The sequence below is a fragment of the Erythrobacter sp. S57(2025) genome, assembly GCF_057365055.1.
On record NZ_CP200299.1, the window covers coordinates 1,187,855 to 1,209,188 of the forward strand.

At 57.6% G+C, this 21,334-nt stretch carries 24 protein-coding genes; 10 read left to right on the forward strand and 14 right to left on the reverse strand.

What is annotated here, in order from left to right; translation table 11 throughout:
* The first annotated feature begins 60 nt into the window (after window positions 1-60).
* A complete protein-coding gene (locus AC0V6N_RS05725) occupies window positions 61-2,412 on the forward strand; it encodes a patatin-like protein (RefSeq protein WP_486170626.1) in 2,352 nt (783 codons plus the stop codon).
* On the opposite strand, the gene AC0V6N_RS05730 is transcribed toward AC0V6N_RS05725, so the two are convergent.
* From AC0V6N_RS05730 to dnaK, 4 genes are all read right to left on the reverse strand, one after another.
* Window positions 2,409-3,293, reverse strand: a complete 885-nt coding sequence (locus AC0V6N_RS05730; protein ID WP_486170627.1) for an MBL fold metallo-hydrolase — start codon at window positions 3,291-3,293, stop codon at window positions 2,409-2,411. The two genes, AC0V6N_RS05725 and AC0V6N_RS05730, sit on opposite strands and share 4 nt — an antisense overlap.
* A gap of 77 nt (window positions 3,294-3,370) precedes the next feature.
* Window positions 3,371-4,456 carry a hypothetical protein gene (locus tag AC0V6N_RS05735; RefSeq protein WP_486170628.1) on the reverse strand — a complete coding sequence of 362 codons (1,086 nt, stop codon included), beginning with the start codon at window positions 4,454-4,456 and terminating at the stop codon, window positions 3,371-3,373.
* Entirely contained in the window at window positions 4,440-5,597 is a 1,158-nt protein-coding gene (gene dnaJ, locus AC0V6N_RS05740) for a molecular chaperone DnaJ (RefSeq protein WP_486170629.1), read from the reverse strand. Before dnaJ ends, AC0V6N_RS05735 begins: the two co-directional genes overlap by 17 nt.
* 79 nt (window positions 5,598-5,676) lie before the next feature.
* A complete protein-coding gene (gene dnaK / locus AC0V6N_RS05745) occupies window positions 5,677-7,605 on the reverse strand; it encodes a molecular chaperone DnaK (RefSeq protein ID WP_486170630.1) in 1,929 nt (642 codons plus the stop codon).
* 169 nt (window positions 7,606-7,774) lie between these two features.
* On the opposite strand from dnaK, the gene AC0V6N_RS05750 reads away from it, so the two are divergent.
* The 3 genes from AC0V6N_RS05750 (at window position 7,775) to AC0V6N_RS05760 (ending at window position 9,564) form a co-directional block, all read left to right on the forward strand.
* On the forward strand, window positions 7,775-8,251 hold the full coding sequence (locus tag AC0V6N_RS05750; protein ID WP_486170631.1) for a copper chaperone PCu(A)C: 477 nt from the start codon (window positions 7,775-7,777) through the stop codon (window positions 8,249-8,251).
* 23 nt (window positions 8,252-8,274) lie between these two features.
* Window positions 8,275-8,775, forward strand: coding sequence for a vgr related protein (locus tag AC0V6N_RS05755; protein ID WP_486170632.1), 501 nt, complete (start codon window positions 8,275-8,277; stop codon window positions 8,773-8,775).
* A 120-nt stretch (window positions 8,776-8,895) separates the two neighbouring features.
* Window positions 8,896-9,564, forward strand: a complete 669-nt coding sequence (locus AC0V6N_RS05760) for a crotonase/enoyl-CoA hydratase family protein (RefSeq protein WP_486170633.1) — start codon at window positions 8,896-8,898, stop codon at window positions 9,562-9,564.
* A gap of 15 nt (window positions 9,565-9,579) precedes the next feature.
* Here the strand turns inward: AC0V6N_RS05760 and AC0V6N_RS05765 are convergent, their stop codons facing one another.
* From AC0V6N_RS05765 to AC0V6N_RS05785, 5 genes are all read right to left on the reverse strand, one after another.
* Window positions 9,580-10,395 (reverse strand): hypothetical protein, encoded by an 816-nt coding sequence (locus AC0V6N_RS05765; protein WP_486170634.1) that lies wholly within the window; start codon window positions 10,393-10,395, stop codon window positions 9,580-9,582.
* Window positions 10,396-10,520: 125 nt separating this feature from the next.
* Entirely contained in the window at window positions 10,521-11,111 is a 591-nt protein-coding gene (locus AC0V6N_RS05770) for a nucleotide exchange factor GrpE (protein ID WP_486170635.1), read from the reverse strand.
* A 17-nt stretch (window positions 11,112-11,128) separates the two neighbouring features.
* Entirely contained in the window at window positions 11,129-12,193 is a 1,065-nt protein-coding gene (gene hrcA / locus AC0V6N_RS05775; RefSeq protein ID WP_486170636.1) for a heat-inducible transcriptional repressor HrcA, read from the reverse strand.
* 37 nt (window positions 12,194-12,230) lie between these two features.
* Window positions 12,231-12,542: a hypothetical protein gene (locus AC0V6N_RS05780; protein WP_486170637.1), complete on the reverse strand. Its 312-nt coding sequence runs from the start codon at window positions 12,540-12,542 to the stop codon at window positions 12,231-12,233.
* The gene (locus tag AC0V6N_RS05785) at window positions 12,539-12,874 is read right to left on the reverse strand and encodes a hypothetical protein (RefSeq protein WP_486170638.1); all 336 of its coding nucleotides are present in this window, start codon (window positions 12,872-12,874) and stop codon (window positions 12,539-12,541) included. Before AC0V6N_RS05785 ends, AC0V6N_RS05780 begins: the two co-directional genes overlap by 4 nt.
* An 86-nt stretch (window positions 12,875-12,960) precedes the next feature.
* Between AC0V6N_RS05785 and rph the strand changes: the two genes are divergently transcribed.
* Genes rph through rdgB form a run of 3 tightly spaced genes read left to right on the forward strand, consistent with a single transcriptional unit; the run spans window position 12,961 to window position 14,828 of the window.
* On the forward strand, window positions 12,961-13,677 hold the full coding sequence (gene rph / locus AC0V6N_RS05790) for a ribonuclease PH (RefSeq protein ID WP_486170639.1): 717 nt from the start codon (window positions 12,961-12,963) through the stop codon (window positions 13,675-13,677).
* A 6-nt stretch (window positions 13,678-13,683) separates the two neighbouring features.
* Window positions 13,684-14,196, forward strand: coding sequence for a YcxB family protein (locus tag AC0V6N_RS05795; protein ID WP_486170640.1), 513 nt, complete (start codon window positions 13,684-13,686; stop codon window positions 14,194-14,196).
* Window positions 14,193-14,828 carry an RdgB/HAM1 family non-canonical purine NTP pyrophosphatase gene (gene rdgB / locus AC0V6N_RS05800; RefSeq protein WP_486170641.1) on the forward strand — a complete coding sequence of 212 codons (636 nt, stop codon included), beginning with the start codon at window positions 14,193-14,195 and terminating at the stop codon, window positions 14,826-14,828. Before AC0V6N_RS05795 ends, rdgB begins: the two co-directional genes overlap by 4 nt.
* On the opposite strand, the gene AC0V6N_RS05805 is transcribed toward rdgB, so the two are convergent.
* Window positions 14,813-15,376: a CAP domain-containing protein gene (locus tag AC0V6N_RS05805; protein WP_486170642.1), complete on the reverse strand. Its 564-nt coding sequence runs from the start codon at window positions 15,374-15,376 to the stop codon at window positions 14,813-14,815. The two genes, rdgB and AC0V6N_RS05805, sit on opposite strands and share 16 nt — an antisense overlap.
* 47 nt (window positions 15,377-15,423) lie before the next feature.
* Here AC0V6N_RS05805 and hemW point away from each other — a divergent pair, with 47 nt between their 5' ends.
* Both hemW and AC0V6N_RS05815 read left to right on the forward strand, forming a co-directional pair.
* Window positions 15,424-16,575: a radical SAM family heme chaperone HemW gene (gene hemW, locus AC0V6N_RS05810; RefSeq protein WP_486170643.1), complete on the forward strand. Its 1,152-nt coding sequence runs from the start codon at window positions 15,424-15,426 to the stop codon at window positions 16,573-16,575.
* On the forward strand, window positions 16,572-17,471 hold the full coding sequence (locus AC0V6N_RS05815) for a tyrosine recombinase XerC (RefSeq protein ID WP_486170644.1): 900 nt from the start codon (window positions 16,572-16,574) through the stop codon (window positions 17,469-17,471). Before hemW ends, AC0V6N_RS05815 begins: the two co-directional genes overlap by 4 nt.
* Before the next feature lie 32 nt (window positions 17,472-17,503).
* Here the strand turns inward: AC0V6N_RS05815 and AC0V6N_RS05820 are convergent, their stop codons facing one another.
* From AC0V6N_RS05820 to rsmI, 4 genes are read right to left on the reverse strand one after another with little or no spacing between them, the layout of a single operon-like run.
* On the reverse strand, window positions 17,504-17,905 hold the full coding sequence (locus tag AC0V6N_RS05820; RefSeq protein ID WP_486170645.1) for an ASCH domain-containing protein: 402 nt from the start codon (window positions 17,903-17,905) through the stop codon (window positions 17,504-17,506).
* Complete coding sequence (gene gshB / locus AC0V6N_RS05825) at window positions 17,898-18,854, reverse strand: glutathione synthase (RefSeq protein WP_486170646.1); 957 nt, start codon at window positions 18,852-18,854, stop codon at window positions 17,898-17,900. Before gshB ends, AC0V6N_RS05820 begins: the two co-directional genes overlap by 8 nt.
* Window positions 18,855-18,863: 9 nt before the next feature.
* Window positions 18,864-19,220: a YraN family protein gene (locus tag AC0V6N_RS05830; protein WP_486170647.1), complete on the reverse strand. Its 357-nt coding sequence runs from the start codon at window positions 19,218-19,220 to the stop codon at window positions 18,864-18,866.
* Window positions 19,217-20,074 (reverse strand): 16S rRNA (cytidine(1402)-2'-O)-methyltransferase, encoded by an 858-nt coding sequence (gene rsmI, locus AC0V6N_RS05835; RefSeq protein WP_486172431.1) that lies wholly within the window; start codon window positions 20,072-20,074, stop codon window positions 19,217-19,219. The genes AC0V6N_RS05830 and rsmI overlap by 4 nt, the downstream gene beginning before the upstream one ends.
* A gap of 38 nt (window positions 20,075-20,112) precedes the next feature.
* On the opposite strand from rsmI, the gene AC0V6N_RS05840 reads away from it, so the two are divergent.
* Entirely contained in the window at window positions 20,113-21,312 is a 1,200-nt protein-coding gene (locus tag AC0V6N_RS05840) for a penicillin-binding protein activator (protein WP_486170648.1), read from the forward strand.
* Window positions 21,313-21,334 lie beyond the last annotated feature (22 nt).

The window sequence follows — 21,334 nt, forward strand, 5'->3', positions numbered from 1 at the left end:
ACGGAACATTTGCAGAACGCAATTGCCTTTTGCTTCTATCCCCGCCAACGCTGTTTCGCGATGCGGCAGAAAGAACTGAGACTAGCGCTGGTTTGCTATGGCGGGGTGAGCCTTGCGGTATACATGCATGGTGTGACCAAAGAGGTCTGGCACCTGGCGCGGGCCAGTCGCTGCTACCATTCTGGCGAAGATTCAACGCTTACCGGAGTGGCCGCAGTGTATCGCGATCTGCTCGCTGACATCGAGAATGAAAAGCAGCTGCGCCTGCGGGTTCTTCCCGATATTCTAACGGGCGCCAGCGCGGGCGGGATCAATGCGGTGTTCCTCGCCCAAGCCCTGCACTCTGGCCATTCGTTGGAGCCATTGACCGACCTGTGGCTGGAGAATGCAGATGTGAGCGAGCTCACCAGTCCCGATGCGAAGCCCATGTGGCGCTATGCGAAAATCTGGTCACAGCCTGCAATTAACTGGTTCCTGCGTCGTCCCGGCAATGCGGTGAGTGAAAGCGTCTCGCCTGAGACACGCGAGGAAGTGCGTCATAAGGTTTCCTACCTCATGCGTGGCAGATGGTTTGCGCCGCCTTTTTCCGGACGGCAGTTTTCTCGCATGCTGTATGATGCACTGATGAGCATGGCCGCTACGCCAGCTGGCCCGCCGCTTTTGCCAAAGCTGCATCCGATTGATCTGTTCGTCACCGCCACTGACTTTCGCGGTCATGCAGAAATGCTGCGCCTAAACTCGCCTCCCGTGATTGAGGAGACCGAGCATCGCATGCCGATTGATTTCCGTGGGCGGACACCAGCAGAACCGGGCAAGAACTTAGCGGACCCGCTTGAGCTGGTTGTGGCTGCGCGCTCCACCGCAAGCTTCCCCGGCGCATTCCCGCCGCTCGTGCTGGATGAGATTGATATGCTGGCCGCCCAAGAGGGGCATCATTGGGAAAGCCGAGGCAGCTTTCTATCGCGGATTATGCCGGTTCATATGCGTGACGGGACGTTGGATGAGGTTGCGCTGATTGACGGGTCCGTGCTGGTCAACGCTCCGTTTGGAGCCGCGCTGGAGGCAATGCAATCGCGCACGTCTCAGCGTGAAGTGGATCGCCGGTTCGTCTATATCGATCCGCGCCCTGATAGGACCGAAGTGCGCGAACGCGGGGAGCGCGGTGAATTGCCCAAGGTCGGATGGTTCGGCGCAATCTTCGGCTCGCTCTCCACGATCCCGCGCGAACAACCGATCCGCGATGATCTGGAACGGATTGAGGCAAAGTCAAAGGATGCAGAGCGCCTTCGCCGCATTGTGCTGGGTCTGCGCCCCGAGATTGACCGGGCCGTGGAGAAACTGTTCGGCCTCACCTTCTTTCTCGACAGCCCCACGCCCAAGCGTTTGGCCAGTTGGCGCAGCAAAGCGCAACAGGCTGCTGCTGAGCGTGCAGGATATGCGTTCGGCGCATATGCGCACACCAAATATTCCGGGATTATTGATCGCTTGGCGCAGCTGACATTGGCCGCCGCGCCTGAGCTTTCGCTGTCTGATCCTGAACCCATTGCCGCTGCTTTTCGCCGCGAGATGGAAGCGCGCGGACTGGAGACTTTGACCGAGGAAAGCGGCGGCGCAAATCCTGCGGCGATCACCTTTTTCCGCACGCATGACATCGCGTTTCGCATGCGGCGGATGCAGTTGCTAGCGCGGCGCCTATCACGCGATTGGGAGGTCGATCCGGAGATACCGGACGATGCCCTCGATCATGCGCGGGAGAAGATTTACGAGATTTTGGCGCTCTATCGCCGGGCCGATGACGCCTCCATGCTGGGGGTGACCGATGATCCCTCGCTCGGCAAAGGGTTCGCGGAACTCGCCCGCCATGTGATGAGTGAACCCGGCGCAGTGCTCGACTATCTGGCCGCGCGGCGCTTATTGCCAGAAACGGATTTGGCAGCAGAGGAGATGCTGTCTGATGCCTTGGGAGAAATGCCCAAGAACCTGAAACGCCGCATGCTGCTGACCTATCTGGGCTTTCCCTATTACGACGTCGCGACCTTGCCGCTGACACGGCGCGAAAGCCTTGGCGAATACAATCCTGTAAAGATTGATCGCATTTCGCCCGATGACGCCCGATCCATCCGCGAAGGGGGGACACAGGCGACTTTGCGCGGCATCGAGTTTTACAATTTTGGCGCTTTCTTCAGCCGCGCTTATCGTGAGAACGACTACATCTGGGGCAGGCTGCACGGGGCAGAGCGGATGGTCGATCTGGTCGTTTCAACGGTTGAAGGTGGGCTGGACCACGACCTTATCCGCAGCACAAAACGCAACGCTTTCCTCGCCATACTAGACGAAGAAGAGCGCGCCGGGCGCTGTGCAAAAGGGTTGATCGACCAGCTTCGCGGCGAAGTCGAAGAACGTTTCGATTAGCTCTCAGAATTCCAAATCGCGGTCACGAAGCTGTCGGCATCGATAAAGCCGCCCTCACCCCGATCAATGTCTGCAAGTGGCTGAGCAGCTACCGCGTCCTCCAAGGTCATGCCTTGCTCACGCAATGCATCCACGCGGCTCACTGCCTCGCCGATCATCGCACGATAAGCGGTCAGTTCGGCTTTGTTCGACATTGGGCCATGGCCCGGAATGACCTTGGTTTCATCGTCAATACCAGCGATCACGATGTCGAGCGAACGCATTGCATCATAAACACTGCCGCCCGAATTCACGTCGATAAAGGGATAGCCGGGAATGTTGAAATACAGATCGCCCATATGGATGACATTGGCCTCTTCCCAGATCGCCACGCTGTCCCCGTCAGTGTGACCACCGCCAAAGAACATCATATTGATCGTGTCGCCGTTCAAGTGAATGCGAAGCCCCTGCGCGTAGGTAACAACCGGCAAAGCTTCTGGCGGCGAAGGCGGCGTTTGTCGCCCTGCAGCAGCCCCGCCCGCAGCCATGCGAACCCGCACATTGTCATGGGCAAAGATAGTCGCGCCCGTTTTACCGAAATGCTCGTTGCCGCCCGTGTGATCGAAATGCCAATGGGTGTTGACCACATACTTGACGGGTTGCGCGCCAAGATTGGCAATCGCGCGTTCGATCTTCGTTGATAGCGGCGCGAATTGATCATCAATGATCAGCGTCGCCTCATCCCCATGGCTCACGCCGATATTGCCGCCTGCTCCAAAGAGTACCGCGACGCCCGGAGCGATTTCCTCAGTCGTGATCTCAACATTGTCGAAATTGCGCTGGGCCGCAGCCGAAGCGGTGGCAAGCACGGCAAGAGCTGTAATGGTCGCAAAACGTTTCATGAGCGGGATCTCCTCTATCTGGCCAGTGGAGTAGTCCCGCTTGCCTTACCTGTCGAGCGAGAATGGGCACCGCAGACTTAGGGGAAGCAGGCATTCGCGGGTAGGTTTTCAGACTGGCTCCAACGATACACTTTGTCGGCTGCCCCTAGAGCCTCGTCGTCCTCAAAATAGATCCCGCCGCTCAACAATGCGCGGTAAAAAGCGGGCAGATCGAGACCTTTGGGACGGTTCATAAAGACTTCACCGCCCGCGCATGTGCGTGTGTTGCCGGTGGAATCGACCGCGCCACCCTCACCCACTCGCGATGCCGCCCAGCGTAAAGCCTTGATCGTCTGCGCATACAGCTCTGCCCGATCATCACCGGCATAGCCTGATGCGAGCAGCTCTATTGCGAGATATGTGGCAACACCGTGGTAACTGGTATCCGTTCCTCCGCCTTCGATAAACGCGCCATCCTCTGCAATCAGCTCCAGCGCGCGGGCGACGAAGGGTTTGCTTGCATCGCTTATCTCAGTCTGCCCCAATGCCTGACCGCAAGCGTGAAATGCCAGCGCGTTGAACAGCAACCGATTGGGTGCCTCACTATCGGCTCTAAGCAGACGCTCGCGGCTTAAAAACAGGTCCGCCATGATCTGCGAAAGGCTGGTTTTAATCTCAGCAGGCACTCGCATGGGCAATGCTGTGCACGCATCGCCAAGGAAGAAAGCTGAGCCAGACGCACGATCGGTGGGTCCGATCTGTGCTTCTAGCAATGGATCGGGCACGGACTGCGGCAATTTGCCGTCGCGCTGAGACATGATGGTCATGAAAAGCGCCAATTCTAGACGCAATGCAGATTCGTTTTCGTTGAGCGCCCGCGCGTATCTCAGCGCTTGCCCCAGCCCCATTTGAAAGCGTGCAGCGTACAGGCTTCCCCATCCCCGATTGCGCCCGATCAAGCCGTCTTTGTCAGGAAAATGACGCTGCGCAAGCTTTGTGAGAGCATCGGGAGCCCGGACAGCCATCTGCTCATCAAGCGATGAGAGCATGGAGGTTGGGCTATCAATTAGCTGTGCTGTTTTACCAGATTGCTCCACCTCTTTGGCACCGCACGCAGGGGTGCATGCGATCAAAACGCTCAAAAAGGCGGTTCTAACGATCAGCGTGTCACGCTCCAAACGCATCCTTCAACTTGCTGAAAAAGCTACGGCTCTCAGGGCATTCGTCACCGGTTTCGGTGTCGCGAAATTCGGCGAGCAGTTCTTTCTGTTTGCGGCTGAGCTTGGTTGGTGTCTCGACCTTGATCTCCACCACCATATCGCCGCGCCCCCGCCCTTGAAGGACAGGCATACCGGCCCCGCGCACGCGCAATTGCTTGCCTGATTGGATGCCGACCGGAATGTCGACCGTGTTGGTTGAGCCATCAAGGTCGGGAATATCGACAGAGCCGCCAAGAGCCGCCGTGGTAAAGCTAACCGGAACGCGCGTTGCCAAAGTGGTGCCTTCGCGTTCGAACAGCGCGTGCTCTTTCACATGGATGAAGATGTAGAGGTCACCCGAAGGCGCACCGCGAGCCCCTGCTTCGCCTTTGCCAGACAAGCGGATGCGGGTGCCGGTATCAACGCCGGGGGGAATATCGACAGAAAGCGCCTGTGCGCGGTCCACGCGGCCTTCACCCCGGCAATCACCGCAGGGGTCTTCGATTACTTGGCCGCGTCCGCTGCATGTTGGGCATGGACGTTCGACAACGAATAGACCTTGTTTTGCGCGCACGGTTCCGTGGCCGTGACACAGATTGCAAGTGCGTTCTGACGTGCCCGGCTTTGCGCCTGAGCCATCGCAGGTTTCGCAAGCCTGCGAGACTTCGATTTCGATCTCAGCTGATTTGCCGTGGAACGCCTGCTCCAGCGTGACTTCCATGTCATAGCGCAGGTCTGCGCCGCGGCGCTGCTGCTGACGCGCGCCGCCCATACCGCCACCGCCACCAAACGCGCTGCCGAAAATGGTCTCAAAAATGTCGCCAATATCGCCAAAGTCACCCTGAGGGCCGCGACCACCAAAGCCGCCGCCACCACCGCCGCCATTCATGCCTTGAGTAAAGGCTTCGTGGCCGAACCGGTCGTAAGCTGCGCGCTTTTGCGGGTCTTTGAGGACTTCGTAAGCCTCACCCAAAGCTTTGAACTTGGCCTCGGCCTCTGCATCACCCGGATTACGGTCAGGGTGATATTGCATCGCTTGCTTGCGATAGGCGCCTTTTAGAGCCTTGTCGTCCACATCACGCGGCACGCCGAGCGTTTGGTAATAGTCAGTCTGGGTCGTCGCCATACAAACTGCCTCAAAAACATCTCACCATCAGCGCGACTTCATTCGTGCTGGTGGTGAGTGATGTTTGCATCAAAGGGGATTAGCCCTTTTCGTCTTCGTCCACTTCAGAGAAATCCGCGTCGACGACATCTTCGTCGGCATTGTCCTCTGATGTTTCGCCAGCGTCGCCACCTTCAGGGGCAGCGTTTTCCTGCTCCTGCTTGTAGATTTGCTCGCCCATCTTCATCGCAGCCTGCGTGAGTTCCTGAGCGCGGGTGTTGATCTCGTCAGCATCGTCGCCTTCAAGCGCGGTCTTGGTCGCAGCGATTGCTTCCTCAACAGCGGTCTTGGTTTCAGCGTCGACCTTGTCGCCGTTCTCTTCGAGCTGCTTTTCAGTCGCATGGACAAGACTGTCGGCCTGGTTGCGGGCCTCTGCACCTTCACGGCGCTTCTTGTCTTCTTCGGCAAACTTCTCTGCATCCTGAACCATTTGGTCGATATCGCTATCGGACAGACCGCCTGATGCCTGGATCTTGATTGTTTGCTCTTTGCCGGTGCCTTTATCCTTCGCCGCAACCGACACGATGCCGTTTGCGTCAATGTCAAAGGTCACTTCAATCTGCGGCACACCGCGCGGTGCGGGTGGGATACCGACAAGGTCAAAGTTACCGAGCAGCTTGTTATCGGACGCCATCTCACGCTCACCTTGGAAGACTTTAATCGTCACAGCGTTCTGATTATCTTCAGCGGTTGAATAGGTCTGCGTCTTCTTGGTCGGGATCGTCGTGTTGCGATCGATCATACGGGTGAAGACACCGCCAAGAGTTTCGATACCGAGTGACAGTGGCGTCACGTCGAGCAGCAAAACGTCTTTAACGTCGCCCTGCAAAACGCCAGCCTGAATAGCCGCGCCCATAGCGACGACTTCGTCAGGGTTTACGCCGGTGTGAGGCTTGGCTTCAAAGAACTTCTCAACCACTTCGCGAACGCGTGGCATGCGGGTCATGCCGCCTACCAGGATCACTTCGTCGATTTCGCTCTTGGAAACGCCCGCATCTTTGAGAGCTTTCTTACATGGCTCAAGAGTGCGGTCGATCAGTTTGCCTACCAGCTTTTCAAGGTCTGCACGGCTGATGGTTTCAACCAAGTGCAATGGCGTAGACGCGCCACCTTCCATGCGGGCAGTGATAAACGGCAGGTTCACTTCGGTCGTGGCCGAAGAGGAAAGCTCAATCTTCGCCTTCTCTGCCGCTTCTTTCAGACGCTGAAGCGCGAGCTTGTCGGCTTTCAGGTCCATGTTTTCTTTCTTCTGGAACTGCTCAGCCAGATACTCAACAATAGCATTGTCGAAATCTTCACCGCCCAAGAAGGTGTCGCCATTGGTCGACTTCACTTCAAAGACGCCATCACCGATCTCAAGGATCGAGACGTCGAACGTACCTCCGCCAAGGTCATAAACGGCGATGGTCTTGCCGTCTTCCTTGTCCATGCCATAGGCAAGCGCGGCTGCGGTTGGCTCGTTGATGATACGAAGGACTTCAAGACCAGCAATCTGGCCCGCATCCTTGGTTGCCTGACGCTGTGCATCGTTGAAGTAGGCAGGAACAGTGATAACCGCCTGCTCAACTGTTTCGCCAAGATAGCTCTCAGCGGTTTCCTTCATCTTTTGCAGAATGAAGGCAGAGACTTGTGAAGGTGAGTATTCTTCGCCAGCAGCTTCGACCCATGCATCGCCGTTCTTGCCCTTGACGATGTCATAGGGGACGATTTCCATGTCCTTCTTGGTCAATGGATCGTCGAAACGGCGGCCAATGAGGCGCTTAATCGCAAAAAGAGTGTTGTCGGGGTTCGTCACAGCCTGACGCTTTGCCGGCTGACCGATCAACCGCTCACCATCTTTAGTGAAGGCGACGATCGAAGGCGTTGTGCGTGCGCCTTCTGAATTTTCGATAACCTTTGGCTTTCCGCCATCCATAACTGAGACACAGCTGTTTGTGGTCCCAAGGTCGATACCGATTACTTTACCCATTGAGTTCCCTATCATTGGACATACGTTGGACACCGCGCCTTGCATTTCCTTTTGATGGCGAAATGGCTCGGCGGCTCGAATATGAGCCGGATATAGGTGCGGTTTTTCTTGGCACAAGAACCGCAAGCGCCTAGTTTTTGCTCCATCCACAAGAGGGACACGCATTAAAATGAAGAAATTGGGATTTGGGGCGGCTTTATTGGCGGCCAGTTTGACGCTGAGCGCATGCGGATCAGAAACCGAAGTGGTCGAGGTGCCCGAGGGTGTAATCGAAGGCATCACAATCGAGAATGCGCGCATGGTGCTCGCCCCTGTAGAGGGCAACCCAGCGGCGATCTATTTTGATTTCAGTTATGAAGGTGACAATGCGTTCTCGCTCAATCGCTTCAAGGTTGAAGGTGCGGAGAGCGCCGAGATGCACACTTACGGATCGTGGAACCTCGAAGAGACCATGATGGCTGCGCTCGATATTCCTGTGACAAATGGCACCAGCGTCGAATTCAAGCCGGGCGACTATCACGTCATGGCCATGGGGGTCTCTCCAGAACTTCAGCCCGGTGAGACTACAGAAGTCACGATGATCATCTCTGGCGGTGACGAGCACAAATTCACCGCTGAAATTCGCGCTGCTGGTGAAGAGCGCTGAGCGACAAGCTTGGCTCCTCAACGATGATAACGCCGCCGTCCGCCTGTCCGGTGGGCGGTGAGCGCCACTTGACGAGTGGCGAAATTGTGCTCGCTCAAACAGTCTTTGGCGATGCGATTGACTATGGCACAGTCAAATTGCGGCGGCGCAAGTGGTTTCCCTTACAACCAAAGCGCATCACCATGGCGCCGCGCGGGCACTTGCATTTTCATCCAGGTGGAGAGGCTTATTGCGATGATTTTGCGAGCGCGGATATCGTGCGGCAAGGCCTGCTGATCCACGAATTGACCCATGTTTGGCAAACACAGACCCGCGGCAATTGGTATTTGATCCTAAACCGCCATCCCTTTTGCCGTTACGACTATGCGCTCAAACCCGGCCAACCGTTCGAAGCTTATGGAATTGAGCAGCAAGCAGAGATTGTAAAGCACGCCTTCTGGCTAAGGCACGGCGCGAAGATTCCTGGTGTCGCAGACAAGGCAGCCTATGATGGCTTGGTCCAATTTGCGGGTGCGACGCTCTAAAACTGAACCTCCCAAATCGGCTGACGTAGCGCGACGTAACGGCAGGTGAAATTTGTGTTTGGCCACTCCCCATTCGCTCGTTAAGCCCATGCAAAACGACCAATTGAGGGGATGACAGCCATGATCACGCACACTCAGGAAAACGGTGTCCACACGCTCGCCATGGATGATGGCAAGGTGAATGCGCTGAACAAGGAAAAGCTGGATGCGTTGGTGGCGGCTTTGGCAGAGGCTGCTGGGAACTTTGCTCCCGTGGTGATCCGTGGTCGGCAAGGAATATTCTCGGCAGGCTTTGACCTTAAGGGCTTCTCTGCCGGGCCAGAAACCGCGACTGCGCAGCTTCAAGCGGGCAAGGACGCGCTGCTAGCAATCCTGCGCCATCCTGCCCCTGTCGTGACCGTTTGCGAAGGGCACGCTTACCCTATGGGCGCATTCCTGATGCTGGCCAGCGACCGGGCAATCGGGATCGAAGGCGACTTTGTGACCGGAATGAACGAGAGCAAGATCGGCATGGCGCTCCCAATCTACCCCATGATCCTAGGCGCAGCGCGCTTAAGCTCGACTGGACGCAAAGCAGTAGCAACATCGCAAATGTTCAGCCCCCACCAAGCGCGCGAAGTCGGCTATTTCGACGATGTTTGCCCGCCAGCTGATTTGGAAGAGCATGTGTCAGCGGTGCTTGAAGACCTTAAAACGCTAAACATGGGTGCGTTTAACGCCAACAAAACAGCGATGAACAAGCAGCTGATCGCCGATATGGAAGCAAGCCCGCTGCCTGATTTTGGTTAGGCTTCGCCCCAGCGATTAGTCGTAAGCCGCAAAGTCCATGTCGAGAGAGTGTATTTCGATATCATCTGGGTCATCTGGCTTACGCATAAAGGTGTAGCGGAGCCGGGTTTTCCCCGTGACCAAGGGAAACTCGGCCTCAACGCGGATCAATCCATCTTCATCATCGCTCACCTGATTAATGATCGGCCTCGCAATGCGAAGTTCGTCGATGTCTTCTGCCGTTAGCGGTGAGCCCTCGAAACCTCGAGCCAAAACGGCAGGCGCCGGCCTGTCAGCGAACTTGCTGCTAAAGAATTCAAAATCGTTGGTCTCCAAGGCGTCGGCCAGATCACTCGCGTAGAAAAATGCCCTTTGTCTTGCGAGGGATTCGATTTCCGAACCTCCACCCCTTGTTGGTGGCGCGCCGTTAGCGGCCTGCCCACCGCTCGATACTCCCGCAGCGCCGATATCCATGTAGACGACCTTCCACTCATCGCCCTCACTAATGAGGTCCATCTCAATCGGGATGGATCCGCCCGTTTCAGTTGTGAGCGTGCCGGAAAGCTCACCCCGGTCATTCTTGATGGACCGTGATGCCCAACTGGTATCGGTTACTTTGTCGAGCCCGTTTTCGACCATGAATTGCTCAAGGCCTTCCTCGCTCAATTCATTCTGCAATTGCTGTGATGTCAGACTGTAAGCCTTGGAGTAGTCGCCTTCATTCGCGGATGCGAAAAATTCGTCAGCGGCATCTGTGATCCCGCTTGTCGCCCAAAATACGACGCCGACAATTAATCCAACAAAAGCGATCAGGCCCAGACAGCCCAGGCCAATGACTTTCCCTTTATTCATGATATCCCCCGCACATGAGTGTAAGTCCGTGTGCGCCCCAGGCTGCTCATGCAGCTTCTAGGGGTGGGGGATAGCAGGAATTCATCGGCGGCCCAAATCAGGCTGGGCCATACGGTGATGGAAGATCAGTCCGGCTTCTTCGACACACCCACCATCGCCGGACGCAGAAGGCGGTCTTTGATCATCCAGCCTGACTGCATTTCCTGCACAATCGTACCGGGTTCGTGGGTTTCGCTGGGGACTTCCATCATGGCCTGATGCTGGTTCGGGTCGAGCGGCATGTCCATTGATGCGATCCGCGAGATACCGTGCTGGCCAAAGACCTTTTCAAGCTCGCGCTGGGTCGCTTCAAGGCCGGTGACTAGGCCTTTCATGCTGTCATCTTCGCGCAGGCTATCAGGAATAGCGTTAACGGCGCGCGACAGATTGTCCCACACGCTAAGAACATCGCGAGCAAAGCCGGTTGCGGCATAATTGCGCGCATCTTGTGCGTCTTTGTCAGCGCGGCGACGGACATTCTGCGTCTCCGCCTTGGCGTAGAGCACTTCTTGTTTTGCGTTTTCCAGATCATTGCGCAGGTTTTCGAGCGCTTCTGCCATCGCATCTGCGCCGCTCGCTTCGCAATCCTCTGCGCCGTCATCCAGAAATTCCTCTGGAACACCCTTCAATTCTGCTTGTGCAGCCGCATCATCCTGCGGCTTGTTTTCGTCGTTCATGTTGCCTGATTTTCCATTCAAGAGATGGTTTTGCCCATAGCGCGCCCTAAAGATTGCCCAAGGGACCGCGCTGTTAAATCAACCATGGGGACCACGCGCGCGTAATTCAAGCGCGTGGGGCCAATCACACCCAATACTCCCACGACTCTTCCCTCCATATCGCGATAGGGGGACGCGATGACGGAGGAGCCGGAAAGCCCAAAGAGCCGGTTTTCACTGCCAATAAAGATGCGCGTTGCCTCTGCATCGCGTGCGCTTTCCAGCAGGGATGCGACCGATTGCTTGTTCTCAAGGTCATCGAGCAAGGATCGAACCCTGTCGATATCTTCGAGCGCGGCATCGTCGATCAGGTTCGATGCGCCGCGCACGATAAGAACGGGGCGTTCGCCCGCATCCTCGCTCCACACGGCAAGCTCACGCTCAACAAGGTCACGGCTCGCTGCGTCCAATTGGCTCTGCCCTGCGTCGATTTCGTGCCGAATGGATTGTGATGCTTCTGCGAGGGTGCGGCCTGAAAGATGCGATGAAATATAATTGCTGGCCGCTTCCAGTGATCCGATTTGGGCAGCGGCCAAGTCGATCACCCGGTTTTCAACCCCGCCATCGTCGCCCACCAACACCGCGAGCGCCCTGCCCTCACCCAGATTGACGAGGTTAAATTGAGACAGGCGTTGCTCTCTTTGCGGAACCATAACCATACCCGCCGCGCCCGATAGTTCTGACAAAAGCGCGCTGGTCTGCTGCAATGCCTGTTCGACCGGGCCACCCTCTGCCAAGCGAGATTCGATTTGCGCGCGCTCATCCGCGGTAGGTTCTGCAACGCGCATCATCCCATCAACAAAGATCCGTAGCCCCGCATCGGTCGGCATCCGTCCGGCGCTGGTGTGCGGCGCTGCGAGCAGACCCAACCCCTCAAGCTGCGCCAGAACCGAGCGGATCGAGGCTGGCGACAGGTTCAACGTCTTGTCAGAGGCCAGCGTTTTGGAGCCAACCGGCTGCCCACTGTCCAAATACCCCTCGACCACAAGCCGAAAGATATCCCGCGCACGATCTGTCAGTTCGGTGATGGGTGGTGATGCCATGCCTAGTGATTTAGGAAATGCACCACTCAACGGCAAGTCAGCGCACGGGGTCCCATCGCCATGATGATGCAATCTCGCATCCGGGGAATTCACGCTGAATATAGGCGTTGGCCAATTCCGCTTCGGTATCCACGATTTTCACGACGCGCGGCGCCTGTTCACCCGAGCAATCAAGCTCAAATGACCAGATGTAACTGTGCACCAACGGCATACGGACCAGCACTTCTTCATGGATTGGTCGCACGTGATAATCAGGCGTTGTCACCACCGCCCAAAGCAATCCACCCAGCGGCATGCCAATGCACATGATGCCGAACAGCGCGGCGAGACCAATGGCAGTTTTGTTCAATACTGCCTCCAGCGTCCGCGATTTAGAAACCACGCACCGTGTTGCACACCGCTGACTTCGCATCCTTCGTGGCGAGCGAGGGCAAAATCGGTCGCGTCCTCACTGCTGGTTGCGCGGATGATCTCGATGATGCGTTCTCCACCTGCGCAGGACACGTCGGTGGTGTAATAATCGCCGTATACGTAAGTCGGCAGGGTCTCAGCCCAACTGCGCTCGACGTAGTTGTTATAGTATCCGCGCGTGAAAAGGTGCCCACCTGCCATCGGCACAGCCACAAAGGCCGCGATCAGCGGGACGACAAACGCCTTGGGAATTTCGATCTTTTGCCCCATTGCTTTTGCCTAGCAGAACAAGGCTACTTGCGGGTTAATCGCCCACGCCTTAGGCGGTTTGTCGAACTATCAAGGAATGGAAATTTATGCGCCCTTCAGGACGTAGCGCAGATGAAATGCGCGCGATCACTATCGAAACCGGCTTCACCAAACACGCAGAAGGCTCTTGCCTGATCAGTTTTGGCGATACGCGGGTGCTTTGCACGGCCAGCGTTGAAGAGCGCATTCCGCCTTGGCTGCGTGGCAAAGGCGAAGGCTGGGTCACGGGCGAATATTCCATGCTCCCCCGCGCCACGCACACACGCGGTTCACGCGAGGCAGCGCGCGGAAAGCAGAGTGGTCGAACACAAGAAATTCAACGGCTTATTGGCCGTTCTTTGCGCGCAGTGGTGGACTTGGAGAAGCTTGGCGAGCGGCAAATCACGCTCGATTGCGATGTGATCCAGGCTGATGGCGGAACGCGCACGGCGTCTATCTCTGGCGCATGGATTGCGCTGCGCCTTGCGGTGAATGGGTTGATGAAATCGGGCGCGATCAAGGATGATCCGATCACGGGTCAGGTCGCAGCGATCTCCTGCGGGATCTATAAAGGCACCCCAGTCCTCGACCTCGATTACCCAGAAGACAGCGATGCGGATGCCGATGCGAACTTCGTGCTGATCGATGGTGGCCAGATTGCAGAGGTTCAAGCCACGGCTGAAGGCGCGACCTATGATGAAGAAGGGCTCCTGCGTCTCCTACGACTCGCCAACATTGGTTGCGATGCGATTTTCAAGGCGCAATTGGACGCAACCAAGGCCTAACCGCCCATGAAAGCAGTCAGTTACACCATAACTGAGGCGGAGCACCTTGCCTTCTGGCGGCTGCAATTCGATAGCAGCCTAAAGACGTCCACCTTGGTGCTCGGCGTGCTGATTGCCGTGCTGATCGCGCTCTCATTGGCTTTCGGTGAAACGCCAGACGCCATTGTCGTCGCGATCGGCGCGTTGGTGGGCGCGGCTTTTGTGCTGGCTCTATCGCGCTTTATCATCATTCCTCGTCAGGCGGCGAAGGCGTGGCGCGATTATGCGTTGATCAAGGAAGAGATGACGCTGACCTTGCGCAAGTCCGGTTTCACCATTGATCAGGCCTCGGGCCATGTTGATGCCAAGTGGCCGCAAATGGTCTGCTGGGATGAGACAAGCGAGGTATTCGCAATGTATCTCAATCGCCAGCTCGCTTATATTGTGCCTAAGGCGCAAGTGCCTGAGGGACATATAGATTTTGCTCGTGAGCAATTGATCGCGAGCGGGCTGAAAACCAAAGGGAAGCGCCGCAAATGACACGCAAATTGGGTGGTGGAACACTGGTTATTGCCACGCATAATGCGGGCAAACTGAAAGAGATTTCGGCGCTTCTCGAACCATACGGCTTGAAATGCATCTCCGCCGGGTCACTTGGCCTTCCCGAGCCCGCTGAAACGGGCACCACTTTTGTTGAAAATGCTCTGATAAAGGCACGCGCGGCGGCAGAAGCTTCCGGCCTTGCCGCGCTTGCCGATGATAGCGGGCTTAGCGTGGATGCGCTTGGCGGAAGGCCCGGCGTCTACACCGCCGATTGGGCTGAGCGACAATGGTTCGAAGGCGATCCCGGGCGCGACTGGTATATGGCCATGGGCAAAGTCGAGGGCATGCTGCAACAGGCTGGCCCCGATGCGGACCGGAGTGCGGCCTTCCATTGTGTGCTTGCGGTCGCCTGGCCCGACGGCGAACACGCGGTCTATGAAGGCCAATGCCCCGGCGAACTGACTTGGCCCCCACGCGGCGAAATGGGTTTTGGCTATGATCCCGTTTTTGTGCCGAGCGCTCGCGACGGGTCAGAAACCTTCGCTGAGATTGACCCTTCGGAAAAACACGCAATCAGCCACCGCGCTGACGCATTTGCAAAGCTGGTGGCGGATCAGTTCGGCGTTTGACGCTGTGCAACCCGCTGCTGCGGGGCAATGACGCGGCCAATCACATTTCCGGCCGGATAATAGCGGCAGACCAGCACATCAAAGCGCCGTCCGCGCGCCGTCGCACACCCAACTTCGCGCGTGTCCGCCCAGACAATCTGTGTGTAATGCCCTACATCACCGGTGCTGCCGGTGGTTGAGACATTTGGGAAAGTGCCGGGCCGGAAGTACGCCTTTTCGCGGGCGAAGGCGTCAATCATTCTGGCCGGGGAATAACGGGTGGCGGTACCCATCCAAAGGTTCTCACCCGCACCACCACGCGTTTCCCTGCGCGAATGCTGAAGCCGCTCGGTCCGCGCGAGCTGCCGCGCCCATCTTTGCGCCTCATTCGCCAACTCGGGCGACCACGCCAGCGGAGCCGTCCCAAATTCCGCACGCTCCACATTATGCGCATCAAGCCACACGGTTTCTGCCTCGGTCAGGCGCTCGCCATCTTGCGCCTGCACACCAAGCGAAAGCGAAGCGCCCACAAGGCCGAGGCCTGCCAGAATTGTCGCACGGATTTTCATGCTCTAAGTGTGCCGCTCAAGCCTTAAAGAAAGACTGACACAAGCTCTTGGCCCGCGCCCTCTACATTCACTGGCCCTTCTGCGCGAAGAAATGCCCTTATTGCGACTTCAACTCGCATGTGCGCGAAAGCGTGGACATCGCCGCGTGGAAGGACGCCTTGCTCAAAGACATGCGCGCGGAAGCCGAAACTGCTGGCGGCGAAACGCTAGGCTCGATCTTCTTTGGAGGTGGAACACCCTCTTTGATGCCTCCCGCATTGGTCGGGGAACTGCTGAGCGAAGCGCAGGCGCTTTCGGGCTTCGATGAGGGGATCGAGATCACGCTAGAGGCAAACCCATCCTCGGTCGAAGCGGCCAATTTCACAGCACTCGCCAGTGCTGGGATCAATCGCGTATCGCTCGGCGTGCAGTCGCTTGATGATGAGACATTGCACTGGCTTGGGCGGCTGCATTCAAGCGCAGAGGCACTGAAAGCCTTAGACGTGGCACAATCGGCGTTTGAACGGGTGAGTTTCGATCTGATCTACGCCCTGCCAGACCAAACCCCGGAGGAATGGGAGGCTCAACTGACCCGCGCGCTTGGCTTTGGCACGTCGCATTTGTCGCTGTATCAGCTGACCATTGAGCCGGGCACGCGGTTTGAGAGCGATGTGCGAAAAGGCCTGATTACTCCGATGGATGGCGATGATGCCGCTGAGTTGTTCGAGCTAACGCAAAACCTCACGGAAGCGGCGGGAATGCCCGCCTACGAGACCTCGAACCACGCGCGCACAGGGGAAGAGAGCCGCCATAACCTCACCTATTGGCGCTATCAGGACTATGCCGGGATTGGCCCCGGTGCGCATGGGCGGCGCGGTGGATTTGCGACCGTGCGGCATAAGAAGCCTGAGAATTACCTCAAAGCGGTCGCGGCGCGCGGACACGGTATCTCGGAACAGCGTCACCTTGATCCAAGCGAGCAGGCATCTGAGGCATTGCTGATGGGGTTACGGCTGCGTGAGGGGATTGACCTTGCGGCGCTAGAAAACAAATTCGATGCACCTCGTAAGCTGTTGATTGACCATGCAAAGCTGATCCATCTCAAGGAGATCGGGATGATGTGGGAGGACGGCGCGCGCTTGGGTGTGACCGCCAAAGGCCGACCGCTGCTCGATGCGATCCTTGCACAGGTGGTCGCGGACAATCTGGTTCAGGCATGAGCGAAGCTGACCTGATCGGCGCGTGGCAATCGCACCTGACCGATGCGCGGCGGCGCAGTCCGCACACGGTACGCGCCTATGTCGCCGCTGCACGCAAATTGATGCGGGCGCGCGGGCTTGCGAGTTGGGAGGCAGTGGCATCGCTCGAAGCGCATGATCTGCGCGGGCATTTAGCATCTCGGCGGGCGGAGGGGTTGGCGAATACGAGCGCCGCGCGTGAACTCTCCGCTCTCAAAGCCTTTATCGCCTTTGCACGGGCAGAGAGCGGTGATCCCGATCCATCGGCTCCGCGTGTCAGAGGGCCGCGGTTGAAGAAGGGCCTGCCCCGCCCCGTCACTCCCGATGATGCAGTGAATATCGCTGACTTAATCGACGGTACAGCGGCAGAAGACTGGATCGGCGCACGCGACCGTGCGGTGCTGTTGCTGATGTATGGGAGTGGCTTGCGGATTGCAGAGGCGCTTTCGCTTACGGGCGGCGATGTGCCGCTGCAAGAAACCCTGCAAGTCACCGGTAAAGGCGGCAAGCAACGCCTCGTTCCCGTCCTCCCCATTACCCGCGAGGCCGTGGCCGCATACGCCGATGCGTGCCCCTATCCCCTGGCCCGTGATGACGCCCTGTTCAAAGGCGCAAAAGGTGGAGCGCTTTCCCAAGGCATGGTCCAAAAAGCGATGGCGAAGGCGCGGCGAGCATTGGGATTGCCCGATACTGCGACTCCTCATGCGCTAAGGCACTCATTTGCGACGCATCTGTTAGGAGCGGGAGCAGATTTGCGGAGTTTGCAGGAGCTGCTTGGACACGCGTCGCTGGGGTCCACGCAAATATACACCAAGGTCGATGCAGCGAGTTTGCTTGAGACTTATCGTGGAGCACATCCTAGGGCAAAGAAGGGTTGAGCCAACAAATCCTCAAATAGACAACTGCAGTCTTAGTCCGAGAGGGGGAGCACTTCGATCAATTCGAACCGCTCACACCATAAGAGCATATTTGGGGTGAAATTGCCGTTTCTCGAAAAGTATTCGCGATGTGCATCGCGCCAGTAAGCTAGCGACAAGTCTCCCTCACCTTCATCGGCAGCAAAGTCGGCATTAACTTGGTCAAATTGCTTCGCCACCAGCTCGATTGTTTCGAGTAGCGCTCGAGGGCGGCCTTTTCCGTCTAATGCAATCCAGCGCGAACCGACAATCGTGCCCTTATTGCCCTCAGCTGCACTCCAACACGTAGCCCGTTTCTTCCCCGCGATTACCAATGCTAGCAGTTGGTCTGACACCTCGGGGCTATCACCAAAAGGCGTTTGCGGAAGTAATTGCCAGTCTTGGGTTTTAGACACCGCCAAGACGCCTCTCGATAGCATCCCAGATCATCCCAGCGGTATCGGTGCCGTTGAACTTATCAATAGCCACAATGCCCGTGGGCGAGGTCACATTGATCTCGGTCAGCCATTTGCCGCCGATTACGTCGATCCCTACAAATGTCAGGCCAAGCCGCTTAAGCTCCGGACCCATCGCGTCGCAGATTTCTTGTTCGCGCTCCGTTAGGCCCGTCGCCTCTGCGCTACCGCCCATGGCTAGGTTTGATCGGAACTCGCCTTCGCCCGGAATGCGGTTGATCGCGCCTGCGACTTCTCCGTCGATCAAGACGATGCGTTTGTCGCCTTCTGCAACTTCGGGGAGGAAAGGCTGGACCATATGCGGCTCGGGCCAGGTTTGGTTGAAGACTTCGAACAATGCGGTGAGGTTGTCGCCATCGGCGGGCACGCGGAAGATCGCTTTGCCGCCATTGCCATGGATGGGTTTTACCACCACTGCGCCGTGCTCTGCCATAAAGCGGCGCACTTCATCGACTGAACGCGTGACCAAAGTGGGCGGCATATATCTGCGGTAGTCGAGCACCATCACTTTTTCAGGAGCATTGCGGACATTGGCCGGGTCGTTGACCACGAGTGTCTCGTCCTTGATCCGCTCAAGCAGGTGCGTCGCGGTGATATAGCCCATGTGGAACGGCGGGTCTTGGCGCATCAGGATGACATCAATGTCCTTGCCAAGGTCTAGGCGCACGGCCTCCCCTTTTTCAAAGTGATCGCCCTCTACCTGGCGCACCTTTACCGGAAACCCTTGCGCGAACAGCCGGTCGTCGGCGTCCAAGGTCAGGCTCTCGACATGGTATTCGTAGACCTCATAGCCGCGCTCCTGCGCTGCCAGCATCAGCGCGAACGAGCTGTCGCCTGCAATATTGATATCTTCGATAGGGTCCATCTGGACCGCGACTTTGAGTGTCATGTGTCGTTCCTAAGGCATCCAAGCGTTGGGGATGTGGCGTGGGGGTGCGCCCGGTGCAAGGAGCAGGACGTCAATTGTTATGTCCTCGCCCTCGCCCGCATATTCATGCGCGACCATCTCAACGGCCGCAGCGACGCGGGCCAAGCGGCGCTCGTCGATGGCGTTTGCAAGGTCGCTCACCCGTTTGCGCCATTTTACTTCGATGAAGGCGACAATGCCGGGCTTGCGAGCAATCAGGTCAATCTCGCCGACTTTGGTCTTCACCCGCTCGGCGACCACTTGCCAGCCCTGCTGCATCAGCCATTGCGCAGCTTGCGCCTCGGCTTCGCGCCCTTTGCGGTCGGCCGTTACGCGCTTTTCGCTCATTGCGCCTTCAGCTCCACCGCGCGGGCGTAAAGGTCTTGGCGTTCAAGTCCGGTGAGCTTGGCGACCTTAGCCGCCGCTTTGCTTGGGCTGAGGTCTTGCAGCGCCTCCTTGAGCAAAGCGTTTGGATCGGCGCTGGACGCTTCCTCAGCCGGAGGACCGATCAGCAGCACGATCTCTCCCTTCGGCGGATGTGCGGCATAATGTTCAGCCAATTCGCCTGCGGTCCCGCTGCGGCATTCCTCATGCAATTTGGTGAGTTCGCGCGCGACTGACACTTCACGGGTCGGCCAGCTTTCGGCGATAACTTTCAAGGACCGCTCAAGCCTTGGACCCGTTTCATAGAAGATCAACGTGGTGTTGATACTCGCCAACTCCTCCAGAACATCACGCCGCGCCTTGTCTTTGACCGGCAAGAAGCCTGCAAACATAAACCGATCATTGGGAAGGCCAGACAGCGTAAGGCCCGCAACCACTGCGCAGGGACCCGGCAGGCTGGTGACAGGAACACCGGCCTCGCGTGCATCCCGCACGAGGCGATAACCGGGGTCAGACACCAAAGGCGTCCCCGCATCGCTCACCAAAGCCACAGGTTGCGACCGCGCAGCCTCTATCAATCTGGCACGGACCTCAGGGGACGCATGATCATCATAGCGCTGCATCCGCGTGTCTGCGCCGATGGCCTTGAGCAGTTTGCCAGTTACCCGCGTGTCTTCGCAGGCGATCAGACTAACGCGGCGCAACACGTCGACAGCACGCATCGTTACATCGCCAAGATTGCCAATCGGCGTCGCGACAATATAGAGACCTTCATCAAGAGGTTTTCTAAGGTCTGATTCAGGGTCTTGCGTGTTCACGTCAGGCTTAATGAAGCAGCGATCAGGGGTCGGCAAGAATGAAGCTTACGGTTATTGGCGCAAATGTGGTCCGCGCGGTTAAAGGCAATGTGAACAAGCGCACTTTTGCAATTGCAGGCGCAGCGGCTTTGCTGGGTGGTTGTAGCGTAATTCCCAAGACCGAAACGGTCTCCACGCCAACCGCAACTCCAACACCGCAGCCAAGTGCAACGGCGCTTCCATCGGACGCTACACGCCACCGGGTCGCCCTGCTGGTGCCGCTTTCAGGCAATGCTGCTGATGTGGGGCAAGCGCTCGCCAATGCGACGACAATGGCACTGCTTGATACCAATGCAGAAAACCTGCGCATCACCACTTATGATACAGGTCGCGGTGCCTCGGCTGCTGCGCGCCAAGCGATTGCGGATGGCAACAAGCTGATCCTCGGCCCGTTGCTGGCTGACAATGTCCCTTCGGTTCAGGCGGCTGCTCGCCCGGCAGGAGTACCTGCCATCGCATTCAGCAACGATTCGAGCGTGGCAAGCGCTGATGTATTTGTGATGGGTCATATCCCCGAGCAATCCATCCGTCGTTCGATCCGCTATGCCCGCGACAATGGCTCGTCGAGCTTTGGCGCGTTGTTGCCAGAGGGTGATTATGGAACCCGCTCCTACAACGCGCTCCAAAACTCCTTGCGTGATTACGGCGGCAATCTGGTGAGTTTTGAACGGTATGCGCGTGGCAACACCTCGATTGTGGGGGCGGCCCAACGCCTCCGCTCTCGCGGTGGCTATGACACGGTGCTGATCGCCGATGGCGCGCGGCTTGCGATGCAGGCAGCAGGCGAATTGCGGGCTGACGGCGCAAGCGGCGCTCGCATTCTTGGGACGGAATTGTGGAGTGGAGAAGCTGCCCTCACCCGCTCCAACTCCGTCAACGGAGCCCTCTTTTCAGCCGTTTCCGATGGCCGTTTCCAGCGCTTTTCTGAAAGTTACCAAGCCCGTTTCGGCTCTCGCCCGCATCGCATTGCGACCTTGGGTTATGATTCTGTCCTTCTATCGCTGCGCATCGCCCGCGACTGGCGCGTGGGCAATGACTTCCCGGTGAACCGCCTTTATGATCGCGGCGGTTTCTTGGGCGTGGACGGTGCATTCCGCTTCAATCGCGGCGGCGTTGCAGAGCGCGCATTGGAAGTGCGTGAGGTTCGCGGCAACCAGATTATCGCTGTCGACGCCGCTCCAACCAGCTTTGGCAGTTAAAAGCCGCGCAAAACGGGTGCAG

What these genes read in the sequence shown, in the direction of transcription:
- AC0V6N_RS05725 (WP_486170626.1), top strand. Translation starts at nt 61, where the DNA reads ATGCGGCAGAAAGAACTGAGACTAGCGCTGGTTTGCTATGGCGGGGTG.
- AC0V6N_RS05730 (WP_486170627.1), bottom strand. Translation starts at nt 3,293, where the DNA reads ATGAAACGTTTTGCGACCATTACAGCTCTTGCCGTGCTTGCCACCGCT.
- AC0V6N_RS05735 (WP_486170628.1), bottom strand. Translation starts at nt 4,456, where the DNA reads ATGCGTTTGGAGCGTGACACGCTGATCGTTAGAACCGCCTTTTTGAGC.
- dnaJ (WP_486170629.1), bottom strand. Translation starts at nt 5,597, where the DNA reads ATGGCGACGACCCAGACTGACTATTACCAAACGCTCGGCGTGCCGCGT.
- dnaK (WP_486170630.1), bottom strand. Translation starts at nt 7,605, where the DNA reads ATGGGTAAAGTAATCGGTATCGACCTTGGGACCACAAACAGCTGTGTC.
- AC0V6N_RS05750 (WP_486170631.1), top strand. Translation starts at nt 7,775, where the DNA reads ATGAAGAAATTGGGATTTGGGGCGGCTTTATTGGCGGCCAGTTTGACG.
- AC0V6N_RS05755 (WP_486170632.1), top strand. Translation starts at nt 8,275, where the DNA reads ATGATAACGCCGCCGTCCGCCTGTCCGGTGGGCGGTGAGCGCCACTTG.
- AC0V6N_RS05760 (WP_486170633.1), top strand. Translation starts at nt 8,896, where the DNA reads ATGATCACGCACACTCAGGAAAACGGTGTCCACACGCTCGCCATGGAT.
- AC0V6N_RS05765 (WP_486170634.1), bottom strand. Translation starts at nt 10,395, where the DNA reads ATGAATAAAGGGAAAGTCATTGGCCTGGGCTGTCTGGGCCTGATCGCT.
- AC0V6N_RS05770 (WP_486170635.1), bottom strand. Translation starts at nt 11,111, where the DNA reads ATGAACGACGAAAACAAGCCGCAGGATGATGCGGCTGCACAAGCAGAA.
- hrcA (WP_486170636.1), bottom strand. Translation starts at nt 12,193, where the DNA reads ATGGCATCACCACCCATCACCGAACTGACAGATCGTGCGCGGGATATC.
- AC0V6N_RS05785 (WP_486170638.1), bottom strand. Translation starts at nt 12,874, where the DNA reads ATGGGGCAAAAGATCGAAATTCCCAAGGCGTTTGTCGTCCCGCTGATC.
- rph (WP_486170639.1), top strand. Translation starts at nt 12,961, where the DNA reads ATGCGCCCTTCAGGACGTAGCGCAGATGAAATGCGCGCGATCACTATC.
- AC0V6N_RS05795 (WP_486170640.1), top strand. Translation starts at nt 13,684, where the DNA reads ATGAAAGCAGTCAGTTACACCATAACTGAGGCGGAGCACCTTGCCTTC.
- rdgB (WP_486170641.1), top strand. Translation starts at nt 14,193, where the DNA reads ATGACACGCAAATTGGGTGGTGGAACACTGGTTATTGCCACGCATAAT.
- AC0V6N_RS05805 (WP_486170642.1), bottom strand. Translation starts at nt 15,376, where the DNA reads ATGAAAATCCGTGCGACAATTCTGGCAGGCCTCGGCCTTGTGGGCGCT.
- AC0V6N_RS05815 (WP_486170644.1), top strand. Translation starts at nt 16,572, where the DNA reads ATGAGCGAAGCTGACCTGATCGGCGCGTGGCAATCGCACCTGACCGAT.
- gshB (WP_486170646.1), bottom strand. Translation starts at nt 18,854, where the DNA reads ATGACACTCAAAGTCGCGGTCCAGATGGACCCTATCGAAGATATCAAT.
- AC0V6N_RS05830 (WP_486170647.1), bottom strand. Translation starts at nt 19,220, where the DNA reads ATGAGCGAAAAGCGCGTAACGGCCGACCGCAAAGGGCGCGAAGCCGAG.
- AC0V6N_RS05840 (WP_486170648.1), top strand. Translation starts at nt 20,113, where the DNA reads ATGAAGCTTACGGTTATTGGCGCAAATGTGGTCCGCGCGGTTAAAGGC.